This is a genomic window from Paeniglutamicibacter sulfureus, from assembly GCF_039535115.1.
GTDB lineage: Bacteria > Actinomycetota > Actinomycetes > Actinomycetales > Micrococcaceae > Paeniglutamicibacter > Paeniglutamicibacter sulfureus.
The window spans coordinates 1-19,767 of sequence record NZ_BAAAWO010000001.1 but is presented as its reverse complement, the minus strand read 5'-3'; the positions used below and the strand labels follow the sequence as shown (position 1 = coordinate 19,767).

Sequence of the window (19,767 nt, the reverse complement as noted above, 5' to 3'; positions counted from 1 at the left end):
GTTGGCCGGGACCCAAAATGGGTGCCGGCCAACTCCCTCGCTTTTTTGTTCGTGCCTGTGCCTACGTGAGTCTCAACGACTCGGCAACCTCGATGGCCCGCAGGTACTCGCTGGATTCCAGGTAAGCGTCGCGCTCGGCCGCGTTCTTGAACCCCATGGGTCCGGTCCAGGCGTCCGATTGGACCATCTTGCCTTGGTGGTGGAAGGCGGTGGCCAGGTCGCAGAGCTTGCCCTCCTTGGCGCTGTCGACCGGGACCAGCGAGGCCACGGATCGCTCGATCCCGAAGACGTCGGTCTGGGTGACCAGACCCAAGCCCAGCTTCCCCTCGTCGACCTCCACGGAGGTGGGGTTCAGGCCATGCAGCGTGTAGGTCCCCTCCGGGTCGCCGCAGCTTTCGGAACCGTCCTGGCCGGGACGGTCGTCGGGGAAGAGGCCGAGGTTGAAGACGGCCTTGCCGTGCGCATCGAAGAACATCAACTGGTAGGTTGCCGCGTCCCGTGGATCCGCCGTGGCGGGATCCATGGCCTTGCCGTCCTCGTCGCGCATGTTTTCGTACATGCTCCATGACGGATGGGTGACTTCCAGGACGGAGTTGCCGTAGGCGACGCGTTCGGCCCCGTTCTCGGCTTCCATCCACGAAGGCACGTTCGGCCCGAAGAGCGTCGCGGCGACCTGCCGGGGTATTTCCTGGTCCTTGATGGCCCGGTCCATGCGTTTCTTGGGCGTTTCATCCGCTTCGTAGGTGTAGCCACGCAGCAGGGGCCAGCTGAGGTGTTCCTGGTGCACCTCCACGCCGTCCTCGGCGATCTTCAGGGGCGAACTCACCCAGCGTCCCGCGTCGGGATCCCACTTGGCTATTAGCATGCCACCGGAAACGTCGTCGACGTTAAGCTCGGTGCGATACCGATCCGATGGCGTGAAGGCCGCGAATCCCTCCAGGCAACCAATGAGCGAGAAGGATTCGGCATCCAGTCCCGGATTGCGGAGCTTGCCGTTGCCGTCGGCGAACTGCATCTCGGGCAGCGACAGGGCATTGCAGGCCTCGTCGGCGGCGAAGTGCGCGCCGTCGTAGGCGGGGAACAGCCCGTTGGGCAACGGCAATGATTCCGGTTGTGAGGTCGGATCGGCCGCGCCGGTTTCCCACGGCGCGGGGACCGTGGGGCTTGGCGTGGGTGGTATGGCCGGGAGCGGGTCCGGAAGAGGGGCGTTCCACGGTGACCAGACGATCACCGCGGCCACCGCTGCGGCGGTGAGCATCCCCCCCACTGCCACGGGGCGCCAGGAGCGCCGCTGCTTGGGTGTTGCGCGCACCTTTTGCTGGGTAAAGACCGGGCGTGGTTCTTCCAGGTCCAGGGGAAGGGGCCCGGCGGAGTCCCGGCGCATGCGCGGGTCGGCGTCTCGCAGGAGCTGTTCAATGTTGTCCATTTGAGCTTCCACCCTTCAACATCTGGTTCGGTGCCTTCTTCGAAAAGGCCTTGCGCGCCCTGAAAAGCCGGGACTTGGCCGAGTCGGGCGAGCAATCGAGAATGGCCGCGATTTCGGCCAGGCTCAGTGAATCCCAATAGGCGAGCATCAGGATTTCGCGTTCCTGCGGGCGCAAGGTGTTCAGGACTTCGCGGACCGCGGCACCGGGATCGTTCTCCGGCTGCGGGCGGCGGGCCAGTTCACTGCTGCCCAGCTTCTCGACGAGGCTGCGTTGGCGGCGTTGTGCCCTGTATTCATTGGCGACCAGGTTCCGCGCTGTCACCAGCAGCCACGGCAACACATCTTCCGACGGCTCCTTCTGGTGCTGCCAGGCGATGCGGAAAACGTCGTTGGTGATCTGCTGGGCGGACTGCACATCGCTGGTTCGCCGGTACACGTATCCGTAAACGCGCTGGGAGTACTGCCGGTGCAGTTCTTCCACGTGCAACGCGGTTCTCGCTTCCACGGGTTCCCTCCCCTCACGGCACCCGATGTCGGATGCTCCCTTATGCCTGGGTAATGTCCGGGAAGTCGGCTTCGGTTGCATCAGCGGCGGGAATTCCATGTCCCGGCCAGTTGACGGTGGAAAAGCCGTCCACCGATTCGTTGTCGGCGGCAAGACGCACCAGGGCGTCGAAACGTTCACCCGACAGGATCCGCCCCAGCCACAGAGCCGAATCGTCCCACATCCGTTCCAACGGCAGGTTCTCCACCCGATGCCATTCCGGGGCAAGCTCCGCCGAGGGCCTGGCCATGCCGGTGAAAGCCGAGGTGAGGAAGATGGTGCAGTCCATGTCAGCGGCGGGGTTCGCGGGGAAGCGGAAGTAGACCCGGGCTGCGGGCAGCAGCGAAGCAATGTCGGCGACCAGCGAGGTTTCCTCGACCAGTTCGCGCACCGCGGCGGCCTCGGGGCTCTCCCCCGGCTCGATCTTTCCGCCCGGGGCAACCACCCGTCCGGCACCGAACCCGCGCTGTTTCAGCCCCAGCAGCACCTGGGTGCCGTTTGGTCCGTGCTCCACGGGCAGGCACAACACGACCCGGGTGGGGGTTTGCGTCGATGCGTGCTCCATGGCTGGCAGCTCTTTTCCCTAGTTGTGGGCCCGCGGGTGGGCTGCCGCGTAGATTTCACGCAGCGTATCTGCCGTGACCAGCGTGTAGACCTGGGTCGTGGTCACCGAGGCGTGGCCCAGCAGCTCTTGGACCACGCGAACGTCGGCCCCGCCCTCGAGCAGGTGGGTGGCGAAGGAATGGCGCAGGGTGTGCGGGGAGACGTCTTGTTCGATGCCCGCCCGTTCTGCTGCCTTGGTGAGCACCGACCAGGCGGACTGGCGCGAGAGCCGTCCGCCGCGCTGGTTCAGGAAGAGGGCGGCAGTGCCCTTGCCCTTTGCCACGAGCTCGGGGCGCCCCCGGACCAGGTATGCGTTCAGTGCGTCAATGGCGTAGGAGCCCAGCGGCACGATGCGTTCCTTCGAGCCCTTGCCGAAGAGCCGCACCACCGCCGGCCCGCTGGCCGGGCGTTCCAGGTGCAGGTCATCGACATCCAGGCCCACTGCCTCCGAGATGCGGGCGCCGGTGGAGTAGAGGAATTCGAGGATGGCCTTGTCGCGCAGGCCCGCGGACGTCTCGATGGAGACCGAATCCAGGATCGCGGTCACCTGCTCGACGCTGATGGCCTTGGGCAGGCGGCGCCCGGGTGCCGGCGGGTGCAGGTCGACGGCGGGGTTGGTGGGTGCCAGCCCCTCAAGTTCCCAGAACTTGTGCACTCCGCGCACCGCGACGATGGTACGCGCCGCCGAGCGTGCGCTCAGGGGCGCAGCTCCGTCGGCACCGTCGCGCACGGCCTGCGCGAAGGAGGTCAGGTGACCCAGGGTCACCTGGGACGGTTCGTGCACATCCTGGGTGTGCAGAAAGGAAACGTAGCGGTACAGGTCCCGGCGATAGGCGCTGACGGTGTTCTTGGCCATGCCGCGTTCCACGGCCAGATGCTGCAGGTAGGTCGCCAGGTGCTTGCCCATGGGCAAAGTTGCCGGGTCTGGTCCGGCAGGTGCCGGCGGAGCGGCAGGTGCCGGCTCGACGGGTGTCAGCCGGATGGTGGCCGGGACCGAACCGACAGGGGTCAACCGGATCGTGGCCGGCCCAATCGTGTCGGAAGACATTTCGCCGCTCCCCTAGAGCCTTGGCTCGTTGGAGCGCAGTCGCGGGTGGGCTTCGAACGAGGTGTCAACCGGGCGCAGCGATGTGTATCCGTCCGCGCGTGCCGCGACGGCCGCCAATAGGCCTGCAACTGCGGAAGGGTTGTGGATCCGCCCGCCCAGGACGCCGGCAACGGCTTCGTCCAGGGGAACCCAGGCAAGTTCCATGTCGGCTTCCTCGTCGGTGCGTTCGTGGCGTTCATGCTCGGGGACCGGGTGGGCACTGCGGGCCAGATAGATGCGGATCGCCTCCGAGGATGATCCGGGGGAAAGGAACAGGTCGACCAGGACGGCCCAGTCCTCGGCGACCAGGTCGGCTTCCTCGGCAAGTTCGCGTGCGGCGGCAAGGTGCGGCGCCTCGTCCTCGATGTCCATGAGCCCGGCGGGGATTTCCCACAGGTTCATGCGCACCGGGTGGCGGTACTGGTTGATCATCAGCACCTCGTCGGCATCGTTGAGCACCAGCACCGCAACGGCCCCAGGGTGGTCGATGTAGTCCCGGACCAGCGGTGCGGCATCGGGCGCGAATTCAAAGGTGTCCTGCACTACGTCCCAGATGCGCCCGTCGTAGACGGTCTCGGACTTAAGCAGGCGGCGAGGGCTGAACGAATCGCCCAGCGCCTCGCCGTCTGTTGTTCCCATGGTGTTACTTGCCGGCCTTCTGGTGTGCCAACCCGGCCTTGACCAGCCCTGCAAAGAGCGGGTGCGGGCGGGTGGGACGGCTGGAGAGCTCCGGGTGGGCCTGCGTGGAGACGTAGTACGGGTGCACGTCCTTGGGCAATTCCACGAACTCGACCAGCTTGCCGTCCGGCGAAGTGCCGGAGAAGACCAAGCCAGCCTCCGCGATCTGGGCGCGGTAGGCGTTGTTGACCTCGTAGCGGTGGCGGTGGCGTTCGGCGACGGAGGTCTTGCCGTAGGTCTCGGCGATCACGGAACCCTCGGTGAGGGTCGCGTCGTAGAGGCCCAGGCGCATGGTGCCGCCCAGGTCGCCCTTGCCGTCGACAATGTGCAGCTGCTCAGCCATCGTCGCGATGACCGGGTGCGTGGAATTCGGTTCGAACTCGGTGGACGAGGCGTCTGCGAGTCCCACGACGTTCCGTGCGTACTCGATGACCATCGACTGCAGGCCCAGGCACAGGCCCAGGGTCGGCAGGCCGGTTTCGCGGGCAAACTTCAGCGCGCCGAGCTTGCCCTCGAGCCCGCGGATGCCGAAGCCTCCGGGAACACAGATCGCGTCAACGCCGGCCAGGGCCTTCTTGGCGCCTTCGGTGGTGGAGCAGTCGTCGGAGGGAACCCAGCGGATCTGGACCTTGGCCTTGTTGGCGAAGCCGCCGGCGCGCAGCGCCTCGGTGACCGAGAGGTAGGCGTCGGGCAGGTCGATGTACTTGCCCACCAGCGCAATTTCCAGGTGGTGCTTGGGGTTGTGGACGGCGTCAAGGAGCCTGTTCCACTTGGTCCAGTTCACGTCCTTGAACTTCATGCCCAGGTGCTGGACGATGTACGCGTCCAGGCCCTGTGCATGCAGCACGACGGGGATGTCGTAGATGCTCGGAGCGTCGGCGCAGTTGATCACTGCTTCCGGATCGACGTCGCAGGTGCGGCCGATCTTCACGCGCATCTCGTCCGGGATATCCCGGTCGGAGCGGATCACCAGGGCGTCGGGTTGGATGCCGATGGAGCGCAGCGCCGCCACGGAGTGCTGGGTCGGCTTGGTCTTCAGTTCCTGGCTGGGGCCGATGTACGGCACCAGGGAGACGTGGACGAAGAAGACGTTGCCGCGGCCGATGTCCTGGCGGACCTGGCGCGCCGATTCGAGGAACGGCTGGGACTCGATGTCGCCAACGGTGCCGCCGATTTCGGTGATGATCACGTCGGGGGCCTTCTTGCCCTTGACCGGCTCGGTGGCCGGCAGGCGCATGCGGCGCTTGATTTCGTCGGTGATGTGCGGGATGACCTGCACCGTGTCGCCGAGATAGTCGCCGCGGCGTTCCTTCTCGATGACCTCGGAGTAGACCTGGCCAGTTGTCACGTTGGCCATGCCGGTGAGGTTTTCGTCCAGGAAGCGCTCGTAGTGTCCGATGTCGAGATCGGTTTCTGCGCCGTCATCGGTGACAAAGACTTCACCGTGCTGGAAGGGGTTCATTGTGCCCGGATCCACATTGAGATACGGGTCTAGCTTCTGCATGGTGACGGAGAGACCACGTGCGCGAAGAAGGTGACCGAGGCTGGAAGCCGTCAATCCCTTTCCGAGGGACGAGGCCACGCCACCAGTGACGAAGATATGCTTTGTCGTTTCAGACGACCGGGAATCACGAGAAAGATTACGTTGCACCACGGGGTTCTACCCTATCACCTTTTCGTTGTTGGACGGTTGGGAAAGACTCTACAGCCTTGCCGGAAGCGGCAGGCGGAATCCGGGGTTCAGGAAAGCGAACTCACAAGCAGCTGCGCCTCGCCGAGCAGTTCCTCGGCATGGGCCTGGGCTGTGCTGGAGTCTTCCTGGCCGGCCAGCATCCGCGCCAATTCGCGCACGCGCTCGGCTTCGTCCAGGAGTACCACGTCGCTAGCGGTGAATCCCGCACCGTCGGCGGCCTTGGCATTTGAGGATTTGATGACCCTCACATGCCGGTCGGCGTAGGCTGCCACCTGCGGCAGGTGGGTGACAACTATCACCTGGACGTGCTTGGCCAGCATGGCCAGGCGCTTGCCGATCTCGACGGCCGCCTTGCCGCCGACACCGGCGTCCACCTCGTCGAAGACGAACGTCGGAACGGGGTCCACGGCTGCCAACACCACCTCGATGGCCAGCATCACCCGGGAGAGCTCGCCGCCCGAGGCCCCCTTGCCCAGCGGCCGCGGGGAGGACCCGGCGTGGGGCTGGAGCAGCATGGTGATCGCATCGATGCCGAAGCGGTTGGGTTCGGCGAGCTTCTCAAGCTCGACCACGAACTTCGCGTCGGGCATGGCGAGGGCGGCGAGCTCGGCGGTGACCCGGGCTGCCAGGTCCTTGGCCGCCTTGGCACGCAGCTTCGAGAGCTTGGCAGCCAGGTCGGCGACCTCAAGGCGCAGCGCCTCGGTTTCGGCACGCAGCTCCTCGATGCGGCCGTCGTCACCCTGGATCTCGGCCAGACGCGCGCGAGAGTTGTTGGCCCAGGCGATTACCTCGTCGATGTCGGGCGCATACTTGCGGATCAGCCGGTTCAGGTCGGCGCGGCGTTCCTCGAGCGCAGCAAGCTGCTCTGGACCCTCAGTGTCCAGGTCGGAGAGGTAGGCGGCCAGGTCGGTCGACACCTCCGCGGCAAGGATGCCGATCTCGTTGAGTCGCTCGGAGAGGGACTTGATGTCCGCGTCGTCGGCGGCGACCTGCTCCAGGGCATGCCTGGCGATCTCCACCAGGGAGATGACGCTGGGAGCCTCATAGTCCTCGCTGTTGAGCGACTCGTGGGCGAGGTTGGCGTTGGAACGCAACGCCTCGATGTTTGAAAGCTTCAGCGACTGGTGCTTTAGGTCCACGTCTTCGGCGGGCTGCGGGTCGACGGCGTCGATTTCCTCCAGGGCCGACTGCAGCGACTCGGCCTCGCGGATGCGTTCGCGGGATGCCGCTACGAGCTCCTCAAGCTCTGCGGTGGCACCGCCCCACTTGTCGAAGGTCTCCTGGTAGGTGGCCAGCAGCTTGGCCAGCGGGGCGCCGGCAAACTTGTCCAGCGAGGCGCGCTGCGCCGCGGCTCCCTTGAGCCGCAGCTGGTCGGTCTGTCCGTGGATGGCGATCAGGTCCTCGCCCAGTTCCACGAGTACTCCCACCGGGGCCGCACGTCCGCCCACGGAGGCGCGGCTGCGTCCCTCGGCGGACAGGGTGCGGGTGATGATCAGTTCGGCCTGGTCCTCATAGCGTTCGACCAGGGCGCCTGCTTCCTCGGCACGGTCAAGGACCTTGCTGGCGGCGGGCAGCACAAGCGTCGCATCCGCCACTGCCTGCTTGGCGCCGTGGCGCACGGCCCCGGCGTCGGCGCGGCGTCCGAGCAGCAGCCCGAGCGCGGTGATGACCATGGTCTTGCCGGCACCGGTTTCGCCGGTGACGACGCTGAATCCCGGGCCCAGCGGCAAGGTTGCCTGGGAGATGACACCCAGGTCGCTGATGCGTATTTCCTGTATCACAGTTGCCTCCGATGGTCTTTGTCCGCGAGGGTTTCCGGTTCGGGCTTGGGCGCGTGGTGGCGCGGCTCGATGACCTGCATCGCCGGGGTGATGACGGGCAGCGCGGTCGTGGCGGTCTCGCGTTCGCCGGGTTCCACCGGACCCCGCCAGCCGTGGATGGGTAGTTCGAACTTGTTGACCAGCCGCTCGGAGAACGGGGTCTGGTTCACCCGCGCCAGGCGCACCGGCTTGGTGGAGCGGGTGACTTCGATTCGGGCGCCCGGCGGCAGCTCGATGGAGCGCCGGCCGTCGCACCAGAGCACGGCCCCGGCATCGGTGCGGGTCAGGATCTCAATGGCCAGGACGGAGGTGGGGGCCACGACCAGCGGCTTGGCGAAGAGCGCGTGGGCACTGATCGGCACCATCACCAGCGCCTCGACCTCGGGCCAGACCACCGGTCCCCCGGCGGAAAACGCATAGGCGGTGGAACCCGTGGGGGTGGCCATGACCACGCCGTCACAGCCGAAGGTGCTTAGCGGGCGGCCGTCGACCTCCATGACCACTTCGATCATGCGTTCGCGGTTTGCCTTTTCGATGGCTGCCTCGTTCAACGCCCAAGTGTGCGCGATCCGGCGGTTGTCCAGCCAGACCTGCACGTCGATGGTCATGCGTTCCTCGACGGTGAAGCGGCTCTCCACGATCCACTGCACGGTTTCCTGCAGGGCTGTGCGTTCGCTTTCCGCCAGGAACCCTACGTGCCCCAGGTTGACCCCGAGCAGCGGGACCCCGGCGTTGCGGACCAGTTCGGCGGCCCGCAGCACGCTGCCGTCGCCGCCCAGCACAACGCCCAGGTCGATGTTCTCGAGGCTGGTGTCTTCGTCGAGGATCTCAACCTCGAGGTCCTCGCCCTCCGCGGTGTTGCGCACTGCCTGCATTTCCAGGCGCCGCATCACCGGGATGAGTCCGGCATCCCGCAGCCGGGAACAGGTGTCCACGGCTGCTAACAGGGCATCGTTTCGTCCGGTGTGGGTGAGGACCAAAATCCTGCGCATGAGTTCCTTCCTCGGCGGACCGAAGGTTAGGACATCGATTCAGATGCCACCAGTCTAAGAATAGTCAACGTCCGGCCAGGCGTCGGTCCCGACGCGGGGATGTGCAAAAGCCTCCGGATTGTGTCCGGAGTCCTTGCGCAGCCACAGAAAGAACTCGACGTTGCCGTCCTGGCCCGGGAGCGGGCTGCGGGCCAGCCCCTTCACGGCCAGTCCGGAGTCGTGCGCGCAGGACATCACGGCGTCCACCGCCTTGCGCCGCTGGGTCGGGCTGCTGACCACCCCGGTGCGGGACAGCTGCTCGCGGCCGATCTCGAATTGCGGCTTGACCATGAGGACCAGGTCGCCGTCGGGCTCCGTGGCCCTGGCCAGGGCATTCAAGACCATGGTCAGCGAGATAAAGGACAGGTCGGCCACGACCAGGGACACGGTTCCGCCGATGTCCGCGGGATCCAGGTAGCGGACGTTCATGCCCTCGTGGACGTGGACGCGGGCGTCCGTCCGCAGCTCGGGGACGAGCTGGCCGTGTCCCACGTCGACGGCCTCGACATGGTCAGCACCGCGGCGCAGCAGCACGTCGGTGAATCCGCCGGTCGAAGCCCCGGCGTCAAGGCAACGTTTCCCGGCGACCTCGATGTGTGAAAACTCAGCCAGTGCACCGGCCAGCTTGTGCCCGGCGCGACTCACGAATTCCTCGCCCGCGGCGGCCTGGACGGTGATGGCCGAGGTTTCGGCAACGTTCTTGGCGGCCTTCGTGGCAATCATGCCGTCGACACGCACGCGCTGGTCGGCGATCAGCCGGGCGGCGTCGGTGCGCGAACGGGCCAGGGACCGGGTGACCAGTTCCTGGTCGAGGCGGCTCATGCCTGCTCCTGCGAGGTGACATCCAGGTCGGCGGTCAACGAGGCCAGCAGGTCCTCGAAGATGGCCAGGTGTTCGGCAACGTGGGTCGATGCCAAGGTTTCCAGGACTTCGAGGTCTGTCGTCGATGCGCGTGAATCCGAGGGGGCGCCCGGGCGTGGCCCGGGGACCGCTGCGCCGGGGCTGATGTTGGGAAGTGGGGTGTGGTTGCTGCTCATCATCACCATCGAGCCTATGGCTTGATGCCGACGATTTGGGAAAAGCTCAGCCTAGGTTCCACGGCGTGTTCCTGCCGCGGGTGGGCTAGCCACCAGGCCGCGCATGCCGCACGCCAGGAATCCAGGTCGGCTTCATCGCCGTCGATGGTGATCGTGTCGCCGTTGACCGAGGCCATGGCGGATCCGCAACGGACGCCGAACCCGGTGACCTCGACAACCGGGTAAGGCTCGTAGAGCCCGGAGAGGTCGGCTAGGAGATAATCGGGGCGTTCGGCAGTGCGGGCGGCCAGTGCCGTGCGCACCGTGTCGACTCCGGTAAGCACCAGCGCGGTGTTGAATGCGGCGTTGTTTCCGCCCAGGATGTCCGTATCGAGCCGGTCCCCCACCACCAGCGGTCGGGTGGCCTGGAAAGTTTCGGCCGCGCGGCGGAAGAGCAGTGGCTCGGGCTTGCCCGCCACCAGCGGCTTGGTCTTGGTGGCGGCTGCGACGGCCTCGACCAGGGCACCGTTGCCCGGGGCTATGCCCTCGGCCCGCGGTATGGTCAGGTCGGTATTAGTGGCGACCCAAATGGCACCGCCATTAATGGCGAATGCAGCTTCGGCCAGGTCCTTCCAGCCGACGGCGGGGTCGAAGCCCTGGATGACACCCTGGGGGCCGTCGTGGTGGCTGGAGACGATTTCCATTCCGAAGGAGCTGACGCAATCGCGCAGGTGGGCGCTGCCCACCACCAGGGCCTTGGCGCCCCGGGGAAGTTCCTTGGCCAGGAGTTCAGCTCCCGCGTCGGCCGAGCCAAAGACTTGCTCGGCCGACGCGGGAGCGCCAAGTTGATTCAGGTGTGCGGCAACGGCACCCGGGGACCTTGAGGCGTTGTTCGTGACATACGCCAGGACCACCGAATGTTCCTGCAATCGATTCAGGGCCTCAATGGCCTTGGGAATTGCACCGTTGCCGGCATAGACGACGCCGTCGAGATCGGCGAGCAGCGCGTCAAAACCTGTAATCAGCATGGATGGATCGAATTCCTACTTTTCGTCGTTTTCGTCCTGGTCGATAACCGGGGACGTTCCGTTGGCCTCGGTGACGGCCGGGGCCTCGTCATCGAGTTCCGGGTTCGATTCCTCGGCCACTTCCTCCAGCGAGGACGCATCGACAACGTCGACGGCGTCTTCGTCAGAGAGACCTTCTTCTACGGCTTCTTCCGAGGATTCGTCGCCGTCTTCCGAGGAAGGGGTCTCCGACTCGACGAGATCGCGGGCGCGCGGGCGGCGTGCATCGGTTTCGTCGTCTTCGCCGAGGTCGATGATATCCGGTTCGGCGAACTCGCCGGTGCCCAGGGCTTCCTCGGCCACGGAGATCTGCTTGCGCCAGGTCGACGCTTCTTCGATGCGGCCCAGGTTTTCCAAGGCGTCTGCGTAGGCCGAGAAGAGGCGCGGGCTGTAGCTAAACGCGCGGTTCATGTCCAGCTGCGGGATCTCAAGTTCAGCCAAGGCTGCGTCGAGGTTACTCAAGTCGTTCTGGGCACCGGACGCGACCATGGCCATTTCGACCTTGCCGTTGGTATCCAGTGTCTCGATGACCTCGCTGTGGGCAATTTCCAGCGCCTTCTCCGGACGACCAATTCCACGTTCGGAATCGGCGATCAGGGGCAGGTGCAGGTTGTTGCCGCTGATGCGACGGTGGGTACGGAATTCACGCAATGCTTCGGCAAACTCACCGGCAGCGTAAGCGGCCAGACCAACTGCTTCACGAACAACGGCAACGCGGCCGCCACGACGGGAAGCTGCGATGGTGTGCTCATACGCCAACTGCGGATCGATATCGATCAAGCGACCGGCCATGACCAGGTGCTTGGATACCCATTCGTTGTTGACGTCGTCAAGGTAACGCAGTTCCGCGCGGGTAATGCGGTCCAGTTCCTTGCCGGTTACATCGTCATCAATTTCCGGTGAGCGTCCGCGTTCCGGGCTGTTGGAGCTGCGAAGGTCGGCCGGGTTGTGGGCGCGGCGGTTCTCTTCGTCGCGCAGCGCTTCGAGGTCAGCAGTGCTGGCTTCGTTGCGGGGCTTGAATCCACCACGGTCTTCGCGAGGCTTGAATCCACCGCGATCTTCACGGGGCTTGAAACCGCCTTCACGACGGTCTTCGCGAGGCTTGAATCCACCGCGATCTTCACGGGGCTTGAAGCCACCTTCACGACGGTCATCGCCGCCACGGAATCCACCACGGTCTTCGCGGGGCTTGAAACCGCCTTCACGACGGTCATCGCCGCCACGGAATCCACCACGGTCTTCACGGGGCTTGAAACCGCCTTCACGACGGTCATCGCCGCCACGGAATCCACCGCGATCTTCACGGGGCTTGAAGCCGCCACGGTCTTCACGAGGCTTGAAGCCACCGCGATCTTCGCGAGGCTTGAATCCACCACGGTCTTCACGAGGCTTGAAACCACCTTCGCGACGGTCATCGCCGCCACGGAATCCACCACGGTCTTCACGGGGCTTGAAACCGCCTTCACGACGGTCTTCACGGGGCTTGAATCCACCACGGTCTTCACGGGGCTTGAAACCGCCTTCACGACGGTCATCGCCGCCACGGAATCCACCACGGTCTTCGCGGGGCTTGAAACCGCCTTCACGACGGTCATCGCCGCCACGGAATCCACCGCGATCTTCACGGGGCTTGAAGCCACCACGGTCTTCACGGGGCTTGAAGCCACCTTCACGACGGTCATCGCCGCCACGGAATCCACCGCGGTCTTCACGGGGCTTGAATCCACCGCGGTCTTCGCGGGGCTTGAAACCACCTTCACGACGGTCATCGCCGCCACGGAAGCCACCGCGATCTTCACGAGGCTTGAAGCCACCGCGATCTTCACGAGGCTTGAAGCCACCGCGATCTTCACGAGGCTTGAATCCACCGCGATCTTCACGAGGCTTGAATCCACCGCGGTCTTCGCGGGGCTTGAAACCACCTTCACGACGGTCATCGCCGCCACGGAATCCACCACGATCTTCACGGGGCTTGAAACCGCCTTCACGACGGTCATCGCCGCCACGGAATCCACCGCGATCTTCGCGGGGCTTGAAACCGCCTTCACGGCGATCGTCGCCGCCACGGAATCCACCGCGATCTTCGCGGGGCTTGAAACCGCCTTCGCGACGGTCATCGCCGCCACGGAATCCACCGCGGTCTTCGCGGGGCTTGAAGCCGCCACGGTCTTCGCGGGGCTTGAAACCACCTTCACGACGGTCATCGCCGCCACGGAATCCACCGCGGTCTTCGCGGGGCTTGAAGCCACCACGATCTTCACGGGGCTTGAAACCACTTTCACGGCGGTCATCGCCGCCACGGAATCCACCACGGTCTTCGCGAGGCTTGAAGCCACCTTCACGGCGGTCATCGCCATCCCGGCGGAAGCCGTCGCTGTTGTTCGGCTTAGAACCATTTCGGTCGCGGTTGTCCTTTGACCCGAAGCCCTTGTTTTCGTTTGACACTAGATGTGTTCCTCTCAAAAGGGTCTTCAGTTTTGGACCCCACGCATGAACCAGTGGACCTCCGCATCTCACGGAAGCCCACACTAAAATCTTTTTGCCCTCACCAGGGCATTGAACGCCTGCATCTATCTTAGTCGAGCGTACCGAGTCGCCTTCGTGATTTGAACCAATAGTGCGCAACGCAACTGATCAATACTACGGCAGGATCTCGACAACTCCCGTGGATCATCAGGCCAATCCGATTGGACTCAAGATCTCGAATCGCCGGCGAGCAATTTCAATCCCACGAATTAGTTCACTCGGCATGGAGCTAACCTGCTTGGAGTAGAGCGACGTGTCGAAGACGGGACCAATTCAAGCAGCCGCACATTTCCAAGTCGCGAACCTTCTTCTGCACCTCCAACTCGTCGATTCGCTCGATTGGCATGACGATGACATCATGAAAACCGCGAATTTTATCGAGGCTGCTGCACAAATACATTGAAGGACGCCCGACGTGGAATTCTTGGATGCAGAATGGGCAGTTTTTCTAGCGTCCACGCCATTCCCGCTACTAAAAGTTTGGTTTTTGGTGGTGTGGTGGTTAAGCATCGAAACCCCCAAGCCGGTGGGGCTTGGGGGTTTCGGGACGTTGTGTCCGGCGGTGACCTACTCTCCCACACCCTCCCGAGTGCAGTACCATCGGCGCAGTGGGTCTTAGCTTCCGGGTTCGGTATGGGACCGGGCGTTTCCCCCACGCTATGACCGCCGTAACTCTGTTACCGCCACCCAAAGCTGGTTTGGGGGTGGTGAATCTGTGGGTTACGACCATGATAGTTATGGTTGTTGTTGTTCCGCGAAAAACAAATTGGGTTTGTTGTTTCGGGACCGTATAGTGGACGCAGCGTTTCTTGCCAACCACCCGCGGGGGGTGGTGTGGTGTTTGTGGTTTAAGTTGTCGGCCTATTAGTACAGGTCAGCTTCACGAGTCTTTAGTCCTCGCTTCCACATCCTGCCTATCAACCCAGTGGTCTGGCTGGGGGCCTCTCACACTCAAAAGTGTATGGAAATCTCATCTCGAAGTGGGCTTCCCGCTTAGATGCTTTCAGCGGTTATCCCTTCCGAACGTAGCTAATCAGCGGTGCACTTGGCAGTACAACTGACACACCAGAGGTTCGTCCGTCCCGGTCCTCTCGTACTAAGGACAGCTCTTCTCAAATTTCCTGCGCGCGCAGCGGATAGGGACCGAACTGTCTCACGACGTTCTAAACCCAGCTCGCGTACCGCTTTAATGGGCGAACAGCCCAACCCTTGGGACCTACTCCAGCCCCAGGATGCGACGAGCCGACATCGAGGTGCCAAACCATGCCGTCGATATGGACTCTTGGGCAAGATCAGCCTGTTATCCCCGAGGTACCTTTTATCCGTTGAGCGACGGCCGTTCCACAACGTGCCGCCGGATCACTAGTCCCGACTTTCGTCCCTGCTCGAGCTGTCGCTCTCACAGTCAAGCTCCCTTGTGCACTTACACTCGACACCTGATTGCCAACCAGGCTGAGGGAACCTTTGGGCGCCTCCGTTACTCTTTAGGAGGCAACCGCCCCAGTTAAACTACCCATCAGGCACTGTCCCTGACCCAGATCATGGGCCGAAGTTAGGTGACCGGTACAGCCAGAGTGGTATTTCAACGATGACTCCACCCGAACTAGCGTCCGGGCTTCACAGTCTCCCACCTATCCTACACAAGCTGCACCGAACACCAATACCAAACTATAGTAAAGGTCTCGGGGTCTTTCCGTCCTGCTGCGCGTAACGAGCATCTTTACTCGTAGTGCAATTTCGCCGAGTTCATGGTTGAGACAGCGGGGAAGTCGTTACTCCATTCGTGCAGGTCGGAACTTACCCGACAAGGAATTTCGCTACCTTAGGATGGTTATAGTTACCACCGCCGTTTACTGGGGCTTAAATTCTCAGCTTCGCTCCAAAGAGCTAACCGGTCCTCTTAACCTTCCAGCACCGGGCAGGAGTCAGTCCGTATACATCGTCTTGCGACTTCGCACGGACCTGTGTTTTTAGTAAACAGTCGCTTCCCCCTGGTCTCTGCGGCCCACACCCGCTCCGAGGAGTAAATCCTCATCACGGGGCAGGCCCCCCTTCTCCCGAAGTTACGGGGGCATTTTGCCGAGTTCCTTAACCATGATTCTCTCGATCGCCTTAGTATTCTCTACCTGATCACCTGTGTCGGTTTGGGGTACGGGCGGCTAAAACCTCGCGTCGATGCTTTTCTTGGCAGCATAGGATCACCGAATCACCCCCCAAAAGGGGCGCCTATCGGGTCTCAGGCTATGTGAGTCGCGGATTTGCCTACGACTCGCCCTACATCCTTGGACCAGGTCAATTCCATTGCCTGGCTCGGCTACCTTCCTGCGTCACACCTGTTAATACGCTTACCTCCCTGGTTCGGGTCCCGCGCCGCACACCCGATACAAGGCCCGAAGGCCTTGAGGTGGGTGGTTGGGGCGGTTAGCATCACCAGTTCGGTATGGGCGGTTTTTCACCGGTACGGGAATATCAACCCGTTGTCCATCGACTACGCCTGTCGGCCTCGCCTTAGGTCCCGACTTACCCAGGGCAGATTAGCTTGACCCTGGAACCCTTGATCATTCGGCGGACGGGTTTCTCACCCGTCATTCGCTACTCATGCCTGCATTCTCACTCGTGTGGGCTCCACCGCTGGTTTACACCGCGACTTCACTGCCCACACGACGCTCCCCTACCCATCCACACGGCTGGACCACGAAGGCCTGCCAAATATGTGAATGACGCAACTTCGGCGGTGTGCTTGAGCCCCGCTACATTGTCGGCGCGGAATCACTTGACCAGTGAGCTATTACGCACTCTTTCAAGGGTGGCTGCTTCTAAGCCAACCTCCTGGTTGTCTTCGCAACTCCACATCCTTTTCCACTTAGCACACGCTTAGGGGCCTTAGTTGGCGTTCTGGGCTGTTTCCCTCTCGACTATGAAGCTTATCCCCCACAGTCTCACTGCTGCGCTCTCACTTACCGGCATTCGGAGTTTGGCTGACGTCAGTAACCTTGTAGGGCCCATTAGCCATCCAGTAGCTCTACCTCCGGTAAGAAACACGCAACGCTGCACCTAAATGCATTTCGGGGAGAACCAGCTATCACGAAGTTTGATTGGCCTTTCACCCCTACCCACAGCTCATCCCCTCCATTTTCAACTGAAGTGGGTTCGGTCCTCCACGCGCTCTTACACGCGCTTCAACCTGGCCATGGGTAGATCACTTCGCTTCGGGTCTAGATCACGCCACTCACTCGCCCTATTCAGACTCGCTTTCGCTACGGCTTCCCCACACGGGTTAACCTCGCGACGTAACACTAACTCGCAGGCTCATTCTTCAAAAGGCACGCTGTCACCCCAACAAGGAGGCTCCAACGGATTGTAAGCGCACGGTTTCAGGTACTATTTCACTCCCCTCCCGGGGTACTTTTCACCATTCCCTCACGGTACTTGTCCGCTATCGGTCATTGGGTAGTATTTAGGCTTACCAGGTGGTCCTGGCAGATTCAAACGGGATTTCTCGGGCCCCGTCCTACTTGGGATACTCTCACAAAGCGGCGGCACGCATTCGCACTACGGGACTCTCACCCTCTACGGTCCGGCATTCAAGCCGATTCGCCTATGCGCCCGCACCTCACTTCACCAGTCCGGCAGAACTGATATGGAAAGTCCCACAACCCCGACCATGCAACGCCCGCCGGCTATCACACATGGCTCGGTTTAGCCCCATCCGCGTTCGCTCGCCACTACTAACGGAATCACTATTGTTTTCTCTTCCTGCGGGTACTGAGATGTTTCACTTCCCCGCGTTCCCTCCACACAGCCTATGTGTTCAGCTGCGGGTCATACGGCATGACACCGTACGGGGTTTCCCCATTCGGAAATCCTGGTCTCAACGTCCGGTTATCGACTCCACCAGGCTTATCGCAGATTCCCACGTCCTTCTTCGGCTCCCAATGCCAAGGCATCCACCGTGCGCCCTTAAAAACTTGACCACAAACATGATCAAAAATTTACATGAGCTATATATTATTACAATCGAAAGAACCAAGAAAAACACACCCGAAAGTGCGTTCACCAGGTTCAATAATTCATAAGAAATTGCTATGCAAGACAAGGAAAAAATCCCTTGCCTCACAAGATGCTCGCGTCCACTATACAGTTCCCAAACAACAACCCCGTCACACCCACCACCAACACACCCCCAGGGGGCTCGTGCGGCTTAGGCCATGCGCGGGACAATCCAGAAAAAACAAGAACCCAACCCGAAACCGGATCGGGGCCTGTTATTCCAGGACCCAACAGTGTGCCAAAAGACCACCCGCGTTCGCCGGCGGCTCCCGTTCCAACCACCGGAACGAATCCCGGAAGCGTACTAGAAAACCACCCACCAACGATGGACGGCCATGATTTGTTGATATTCCACCCTTGAGCACTCGCCCATCAACACAAGTGATGGATGCGAGCAGCACTGAACACCCGCACGGGAAACACTGTGGAATCCCTGCCTGGTGCTAGTTGCTCCTTAGAAAGGAGGTGATCCAGCCGCACCTTCCGGTACGGCTACCTTGTTACGACTTAGTCCCAATCGCCGGTCCCACCTTCGACGGCTCCCTCCCACAAGGGGTTAGGCCACCGGCTTCGGGTGTTACCAACTTTCGTGACTTGACGGGCGGTGTGTACAAGGCCCGGGAACGTATTCACCGCAGCGTTGCTGATCTGCGATTACTAGCGACTCCGACTTCATGGGGTCGAGTTGCAGACCCCAATCCGAACTGAGACCGGCTTTTTGGGATTAGCTCCACCTCACAGTATCGCAACCCATTGTACCGGCCATTGTAGCATGCGTGAAGCCCAAGACATAAGGGGCATGATGATTTGACGTCGTCCCCACCTTCCTCCGAGTTGACCCCGGCAGTCTCCCATGAGTCCCCGCCTTTACGCGCTGGCAACATGGAACGAGGGTTGCGCTCGTTGCGGGACTTAACCCAACATCTCACGACACGAGCTGACGACAACCATGCACCACCTGTGAACCAGCCCCAAAGGGGAAACCGTGTTTCCACGGCGGTCTGGCACATGTCAAGCCTTGGTAAGGTTCTTCGCGTTGCATCGAATTAATCCGCATGCTCCGCCGCTTGTGCGGGCCCCCGTCAATTCCTTTGAGTTTTAGCCTTGCGGCCGTACTCCCCAGGCGGGGCACTTAATGCGTTAGCTACGGCGCGGAAAACGTGGAATGTCCCCCACACCTAGTGCCCAACGTTTACGGCATGGACTACCAGGGTATCTAATCCTGTTCGCTCCCCATGCTTTCGCTCCTCAGCGTCAGTTAATGCCCAGAGACCTGCCTTCGCCATCGGTGTTCCTCCTGATATCTGCGCATTTCACCGCTACACCAGGAATTCCAGTCTCCCCTACATCACTCTAGTCTGCCCGTACCCACCGCAGATCCGAGGTTGAGCCTCGGACTTTCACGATAGACGCGACAAACCGCCTACGAGCTCTTTACGCCCAATAATTCCGGATAACGCTTGCGCCCTACGTATTACCGCGGCTGCTGGCACGTAGTTAGCCGGCGCTTCTTCTGCAGGTACCGTCACTTTCGCTTCTTCCCTACTGAAAGAGGTTTACAACCCGAAGGCCGTCATCCCTCACGCGGCGTCGCTGCATCAGGCTTTCGCCCATTGTGCAATATTCCCCACTGCTGCCTCCCGTAGGAGTCTGGGCCGTGTCTCAGTCCCAGTGTGGCCGGTCACCCTCTCAGGCCGGCTACCCGTCGTCGCCTTGGTGAGCCATTACCTCACCAACAAGCTGATAGGCCGCGAGTCCATCCCTGACCAAAAAATCTTTCCACCAAAAACCATGCGGTCCACGGTGCATATCCGGTATTAGACCCAGTTTCCCAGGCTTATCCCAGAGTCAGGGGCAGGTTACTCACGTGTTACTCACCCGTTCGCCACTAATCATTCTGTGCAAGCACAAAAGTCATCGTTCGACTTGCATGTGTTAAGCACGCCGCCAGCGTTCATCCTGAGCCAGGATCAAACTCTCCGTAAAAAAATACAGACACAACCAACACGCCGACTGGAAAAAATCGACCGGGCTGCACCAAGCAAAACATCCTGGCAAATTGCCCCAGGCATCCACACGGGGGTGCGGACCCTAAAACCATTCACCAATAAAATAAATAAATTGGTATCAACAAACTTGGCACACTATTGAGTTCTCAAACAACAGACACTTCCAACACCCACAACCGGACTAACAATTCCTACCGGCGCTTCGCTCTGGAGCAAC

At 62.0% G+C, this 19,767-nt stretch carries 13 protein-coding genes and 3 rRNA genes; 1 reads left to right on the top strand and 15 read right to left on the bottom strand.

Going from position 1 to position 19,767, the window contains the following annotated elements:
• Nucleotides 1-61: 61 nt before the first annotated feature.
• The 12 genes from ABD687_RS00080 to ABD687_RS00025 all read right to left on the bottom strand — a co-directional run bounded on the left by ABD687_RS00080 (nt 62) and on the right by ABD687_RS00025 (nt 11,745).
• Nucleotides 62-1,426 carry a hypothetical protein gene (locus ABD687_RS00080; RefSeq protein WP_310288311.1) on the bottom strand — a complete coding sequence of 455 codons (1,365 nt, stop codon included), beginning with the start codon at nt 1,424-1,426 and terminating at the stop codon, nt 62-64.
• Complete coding sequence (locus tag ABD687_RS00075) at nt 1,413-1,931, bottom strand: RNA polymerase sigma factor (protein ID WP_302262500.1); 519 nt, start codon at nt 1,929-1,931, stop codon at nt 1,413-1,415. Before ABD687_RS00075 ends, ABD687_RS00080 begins: the two co-directional genes overlap by 14 nt.
• 40 nt (nt 1,932-1,971) lie before the next feature.
• Nucleotides 1,972-2,535, bottom strand: coding sequence for an 8-oxo-dGTP diphosphatase (locus tag ABD687_RS00070; protein ID WP_310288315.1), 564 nt, complete (start codon nt 2,533-2,535; stop codon nt 1,972-1,974).
• An 18-nt stretch (nt 2,536-2,553) separates the two neighbouring features.
• Nucleotides 2,554-3,480, bottom strand: a complete 927-nt coding sequence (xerD, locus tag ABD687_RS00065; protein WP_302263329.1) for a site-specific tyrosine recombinase XerD — start codon at nt 3,478-3,480, stop codon at nt 2,554-2,556.
• Nucleotides 3,481-3,633: 153 nt separating this feature from the next.
• Nucleotides 3,634-4,299 carry an NUDIX domain-containing protein gene (locus ABD687_RS00060; RefSeq protein ID WP_264270782.1) on the bottom strand — a complete coding sequence of 222 codons (666 nt, stop codon included), beginning with the start codon at nt 4,297-4,299 and terminating at the stop codon, nt 3,634-3,636.
• 4 nt (nt 4,300-4,303) lie between these two features.
• The gene (gene pyrG, locus ABD687_RS00055; protein WP_310288318.1) at nt 4,304-5,992 is read right to left on the bottom strand and encodes a CTP synthase; all 1,689 of its coding nucleotides are present in this window, start codon (nt 5,990-5,992) and stop codon (nt 4,304-4,306) included.
• Nucleotides 5,993-6,078: 86 nt separating this feature from the next.
• The gene (gene recN / locus ABD687_RS00050) at nt 6,079-7,812 is read right to left on the bottom strand and encodes a DNA repair protein RecN (protein WP_264270784.1); all 1,734 of its coding nucleotides are present in this window, start codon (nt 7,810-7,812) and stop codon (nt 6,079-6,081) included.
• Nucleotides 7,809-8,843 (bottom strand): NAD kinase, encoded by a 1,035-nt coding sequence (locus ABD687_RS00045; RefSeq protein WP_264270785.1) that lies wholly within the window; start codon nt 8,841-8,843, stop codon nt 7,809-7,811. The genes recN and ABD687_RS00045 overlap by 4 nt, the downstream gene beginning before the upstream one ends.
• A gap of 54 nt (nt 8,844-8,897) precedes the next feature.
• Entirely contained in the window at nt 8,898-9,704 is an 807-nt protein-coding gene (locus ABD687_RS00040) for a TlyA family RNA methyltransferase (protein WP_264270786.1), read from the bottom strand.
• Nucleotides 9,701-9,919: a hypothetical protein gene (locus tag ABD687_RS00035; RefSeq protein WP_310288322.1), complete on the bottom strand. Its 219-nt coding sequence runs from the start codon at nt 9,917-9,919 to the stop codon at nt 9,701-9,703. The genes ABD687_RS00040 and ABD687_RS00035 overlap by 4 nt, the downstream gene beginning before the upstream one ends.
• 14 nt (nt 9,920-9,933) lie before the next feature.
• Nucleotides 9,934-10,926: an HAD-IIA family hydrolase gene (locus tag ABD687_RS00030; RefSeq protein ID WP_310288325.1), complete on the bottom strand. Its 993-nt coding sequence runs from the start codon at nt 10,924-10,926 to the stop codon at nt 9,934-9,936.
• A gap of 15 nt (nt 10,927-10,941) precedes the next feature.
• The gene (locus ABD687_RS00025) at nt 10,942-11,745 is read right to left on the bottom strand and encodes a tetratricopeptide repeat protein (RefSeq protein ID WP_310288328.1); all 804 of its coding nucleotides are present in this window, start codon (nt 11,743-11,745) and stop codon (nt 10,942-10,944) included.
• A 168-nt stretch (nt 11,746-11,913) separates the two neighbouring features.
• Between ABD687_RS00025 and ABD687_RS00020 the strand changes: the two genes are divergently transcribed.
• Nucleotides 11,914-13,383: a hypothetical protein gene (locus ABD687_RS00020; RefSeq protein WP_310288331.1), complete on the top strand. Its 1,470-nt coding sequence runs from the start codon at nt 11,914-11,916 to the stop codon at nt 13,381-13,383.
• A gap of 662 nt (nt 13,384-14,045) precedes the next feature.
• Here ABD687_RS00020 and rrf read toward each other — a convergent pair.
• The 3 genes from rrf to ABD687_RS00005 form a co-directional block, all read right to left on the bottom strand.
• Nucleotides 14,046-14,162: ribosomal RNA gene (gene rrf, locus ABD687_RS00015) — 5S ribosomal RNA — on the bottom strand.
• Between the two features lie 173 nt (nt 14,163-14,335).
• Nucleotides 14,336-17,465: ribosomal RNA gene (locus ABD687_RS00010) — 23S ribosomal RNA — on the bottom strand.
• A 534-nt stretch (nt 17,466-17,999) separates the two neighbouring features.
• Nucleotides 18,000-19,527: ribosomal RNA gene (locus tag ABD687_RS00005) — 16S ribosomal RNA — on the bottom strand.
• The 16S, 23S and 5S rRNA genes sit together here, the layout of an rRNA operon.
• Between the last annotated feature and the right edge of the window lie 240 nt (nt 19,528-19,767).

What these genes read in the sequence shown, in the direction of transcription:
- ABD687_RS00070 (WP_310288315.1), bottom strand. Translation starts at nt 2,535, where the DNA reads ATGGAGCACGCATCGACGCAAACCCCCACCCGGGTCGTGTTGTGCCTG.
- xerD (WP_302263329.1), bottom strand. Translation starts at nt 3,480, where the DNA reads ATGGGCAAGCACCTGGCGACCTACCTGCAGCATCTGGCCGTGGAACGC.
- ABD687_RS00040 (WP_264270786.1), bottom strand. Translation starts at nt 9,704, where the DNA reads ATGAGCCGCCTCGACCAGGAACTGGTCACCCGGTCCCTGGCCCGTTCG.
- ABD687_RS00080 (WP_310288311.1), bottom strand. Translation starts at nt 1,426, where the DNA reads ATGGACAACATTGAACAGCTCCTGCGAGACGCCGACCCGCGCATGCGC.
- ABD687_RS00030 (WP_310288325.1), bottom strand. Translation starts at nt 10,926, where the DNA reads ATGCTGATTACAGGTTTTGACGCGCTGCTCGCCGATCTCGACGGCGTC.
- ABD687_RS00035 (WP_310288322.1), bottom strand. Translation starts at nt 9,919, where the DNA reads ATGAGCAGCAACCACACCCCACTTCCCAACATCAGCCCCGGCGCAGCG.
- ABD687_RS00060 (WP_264270782.1), bottom strand. Translation starts at nt 4,299, where the DNA reads ATGGGAACAACAGACGGCGAGGCGCTGGGCGATTCGTTCAGCCCTCGC.
- ABD687_RS00045 (WP_264270785.1), bottom strand. Translation starts at nt 8,843, where the DNA reads ATGCGCAGGATTTTGGTCCTCACCCACACCGGACGAAACGATGCCCTG.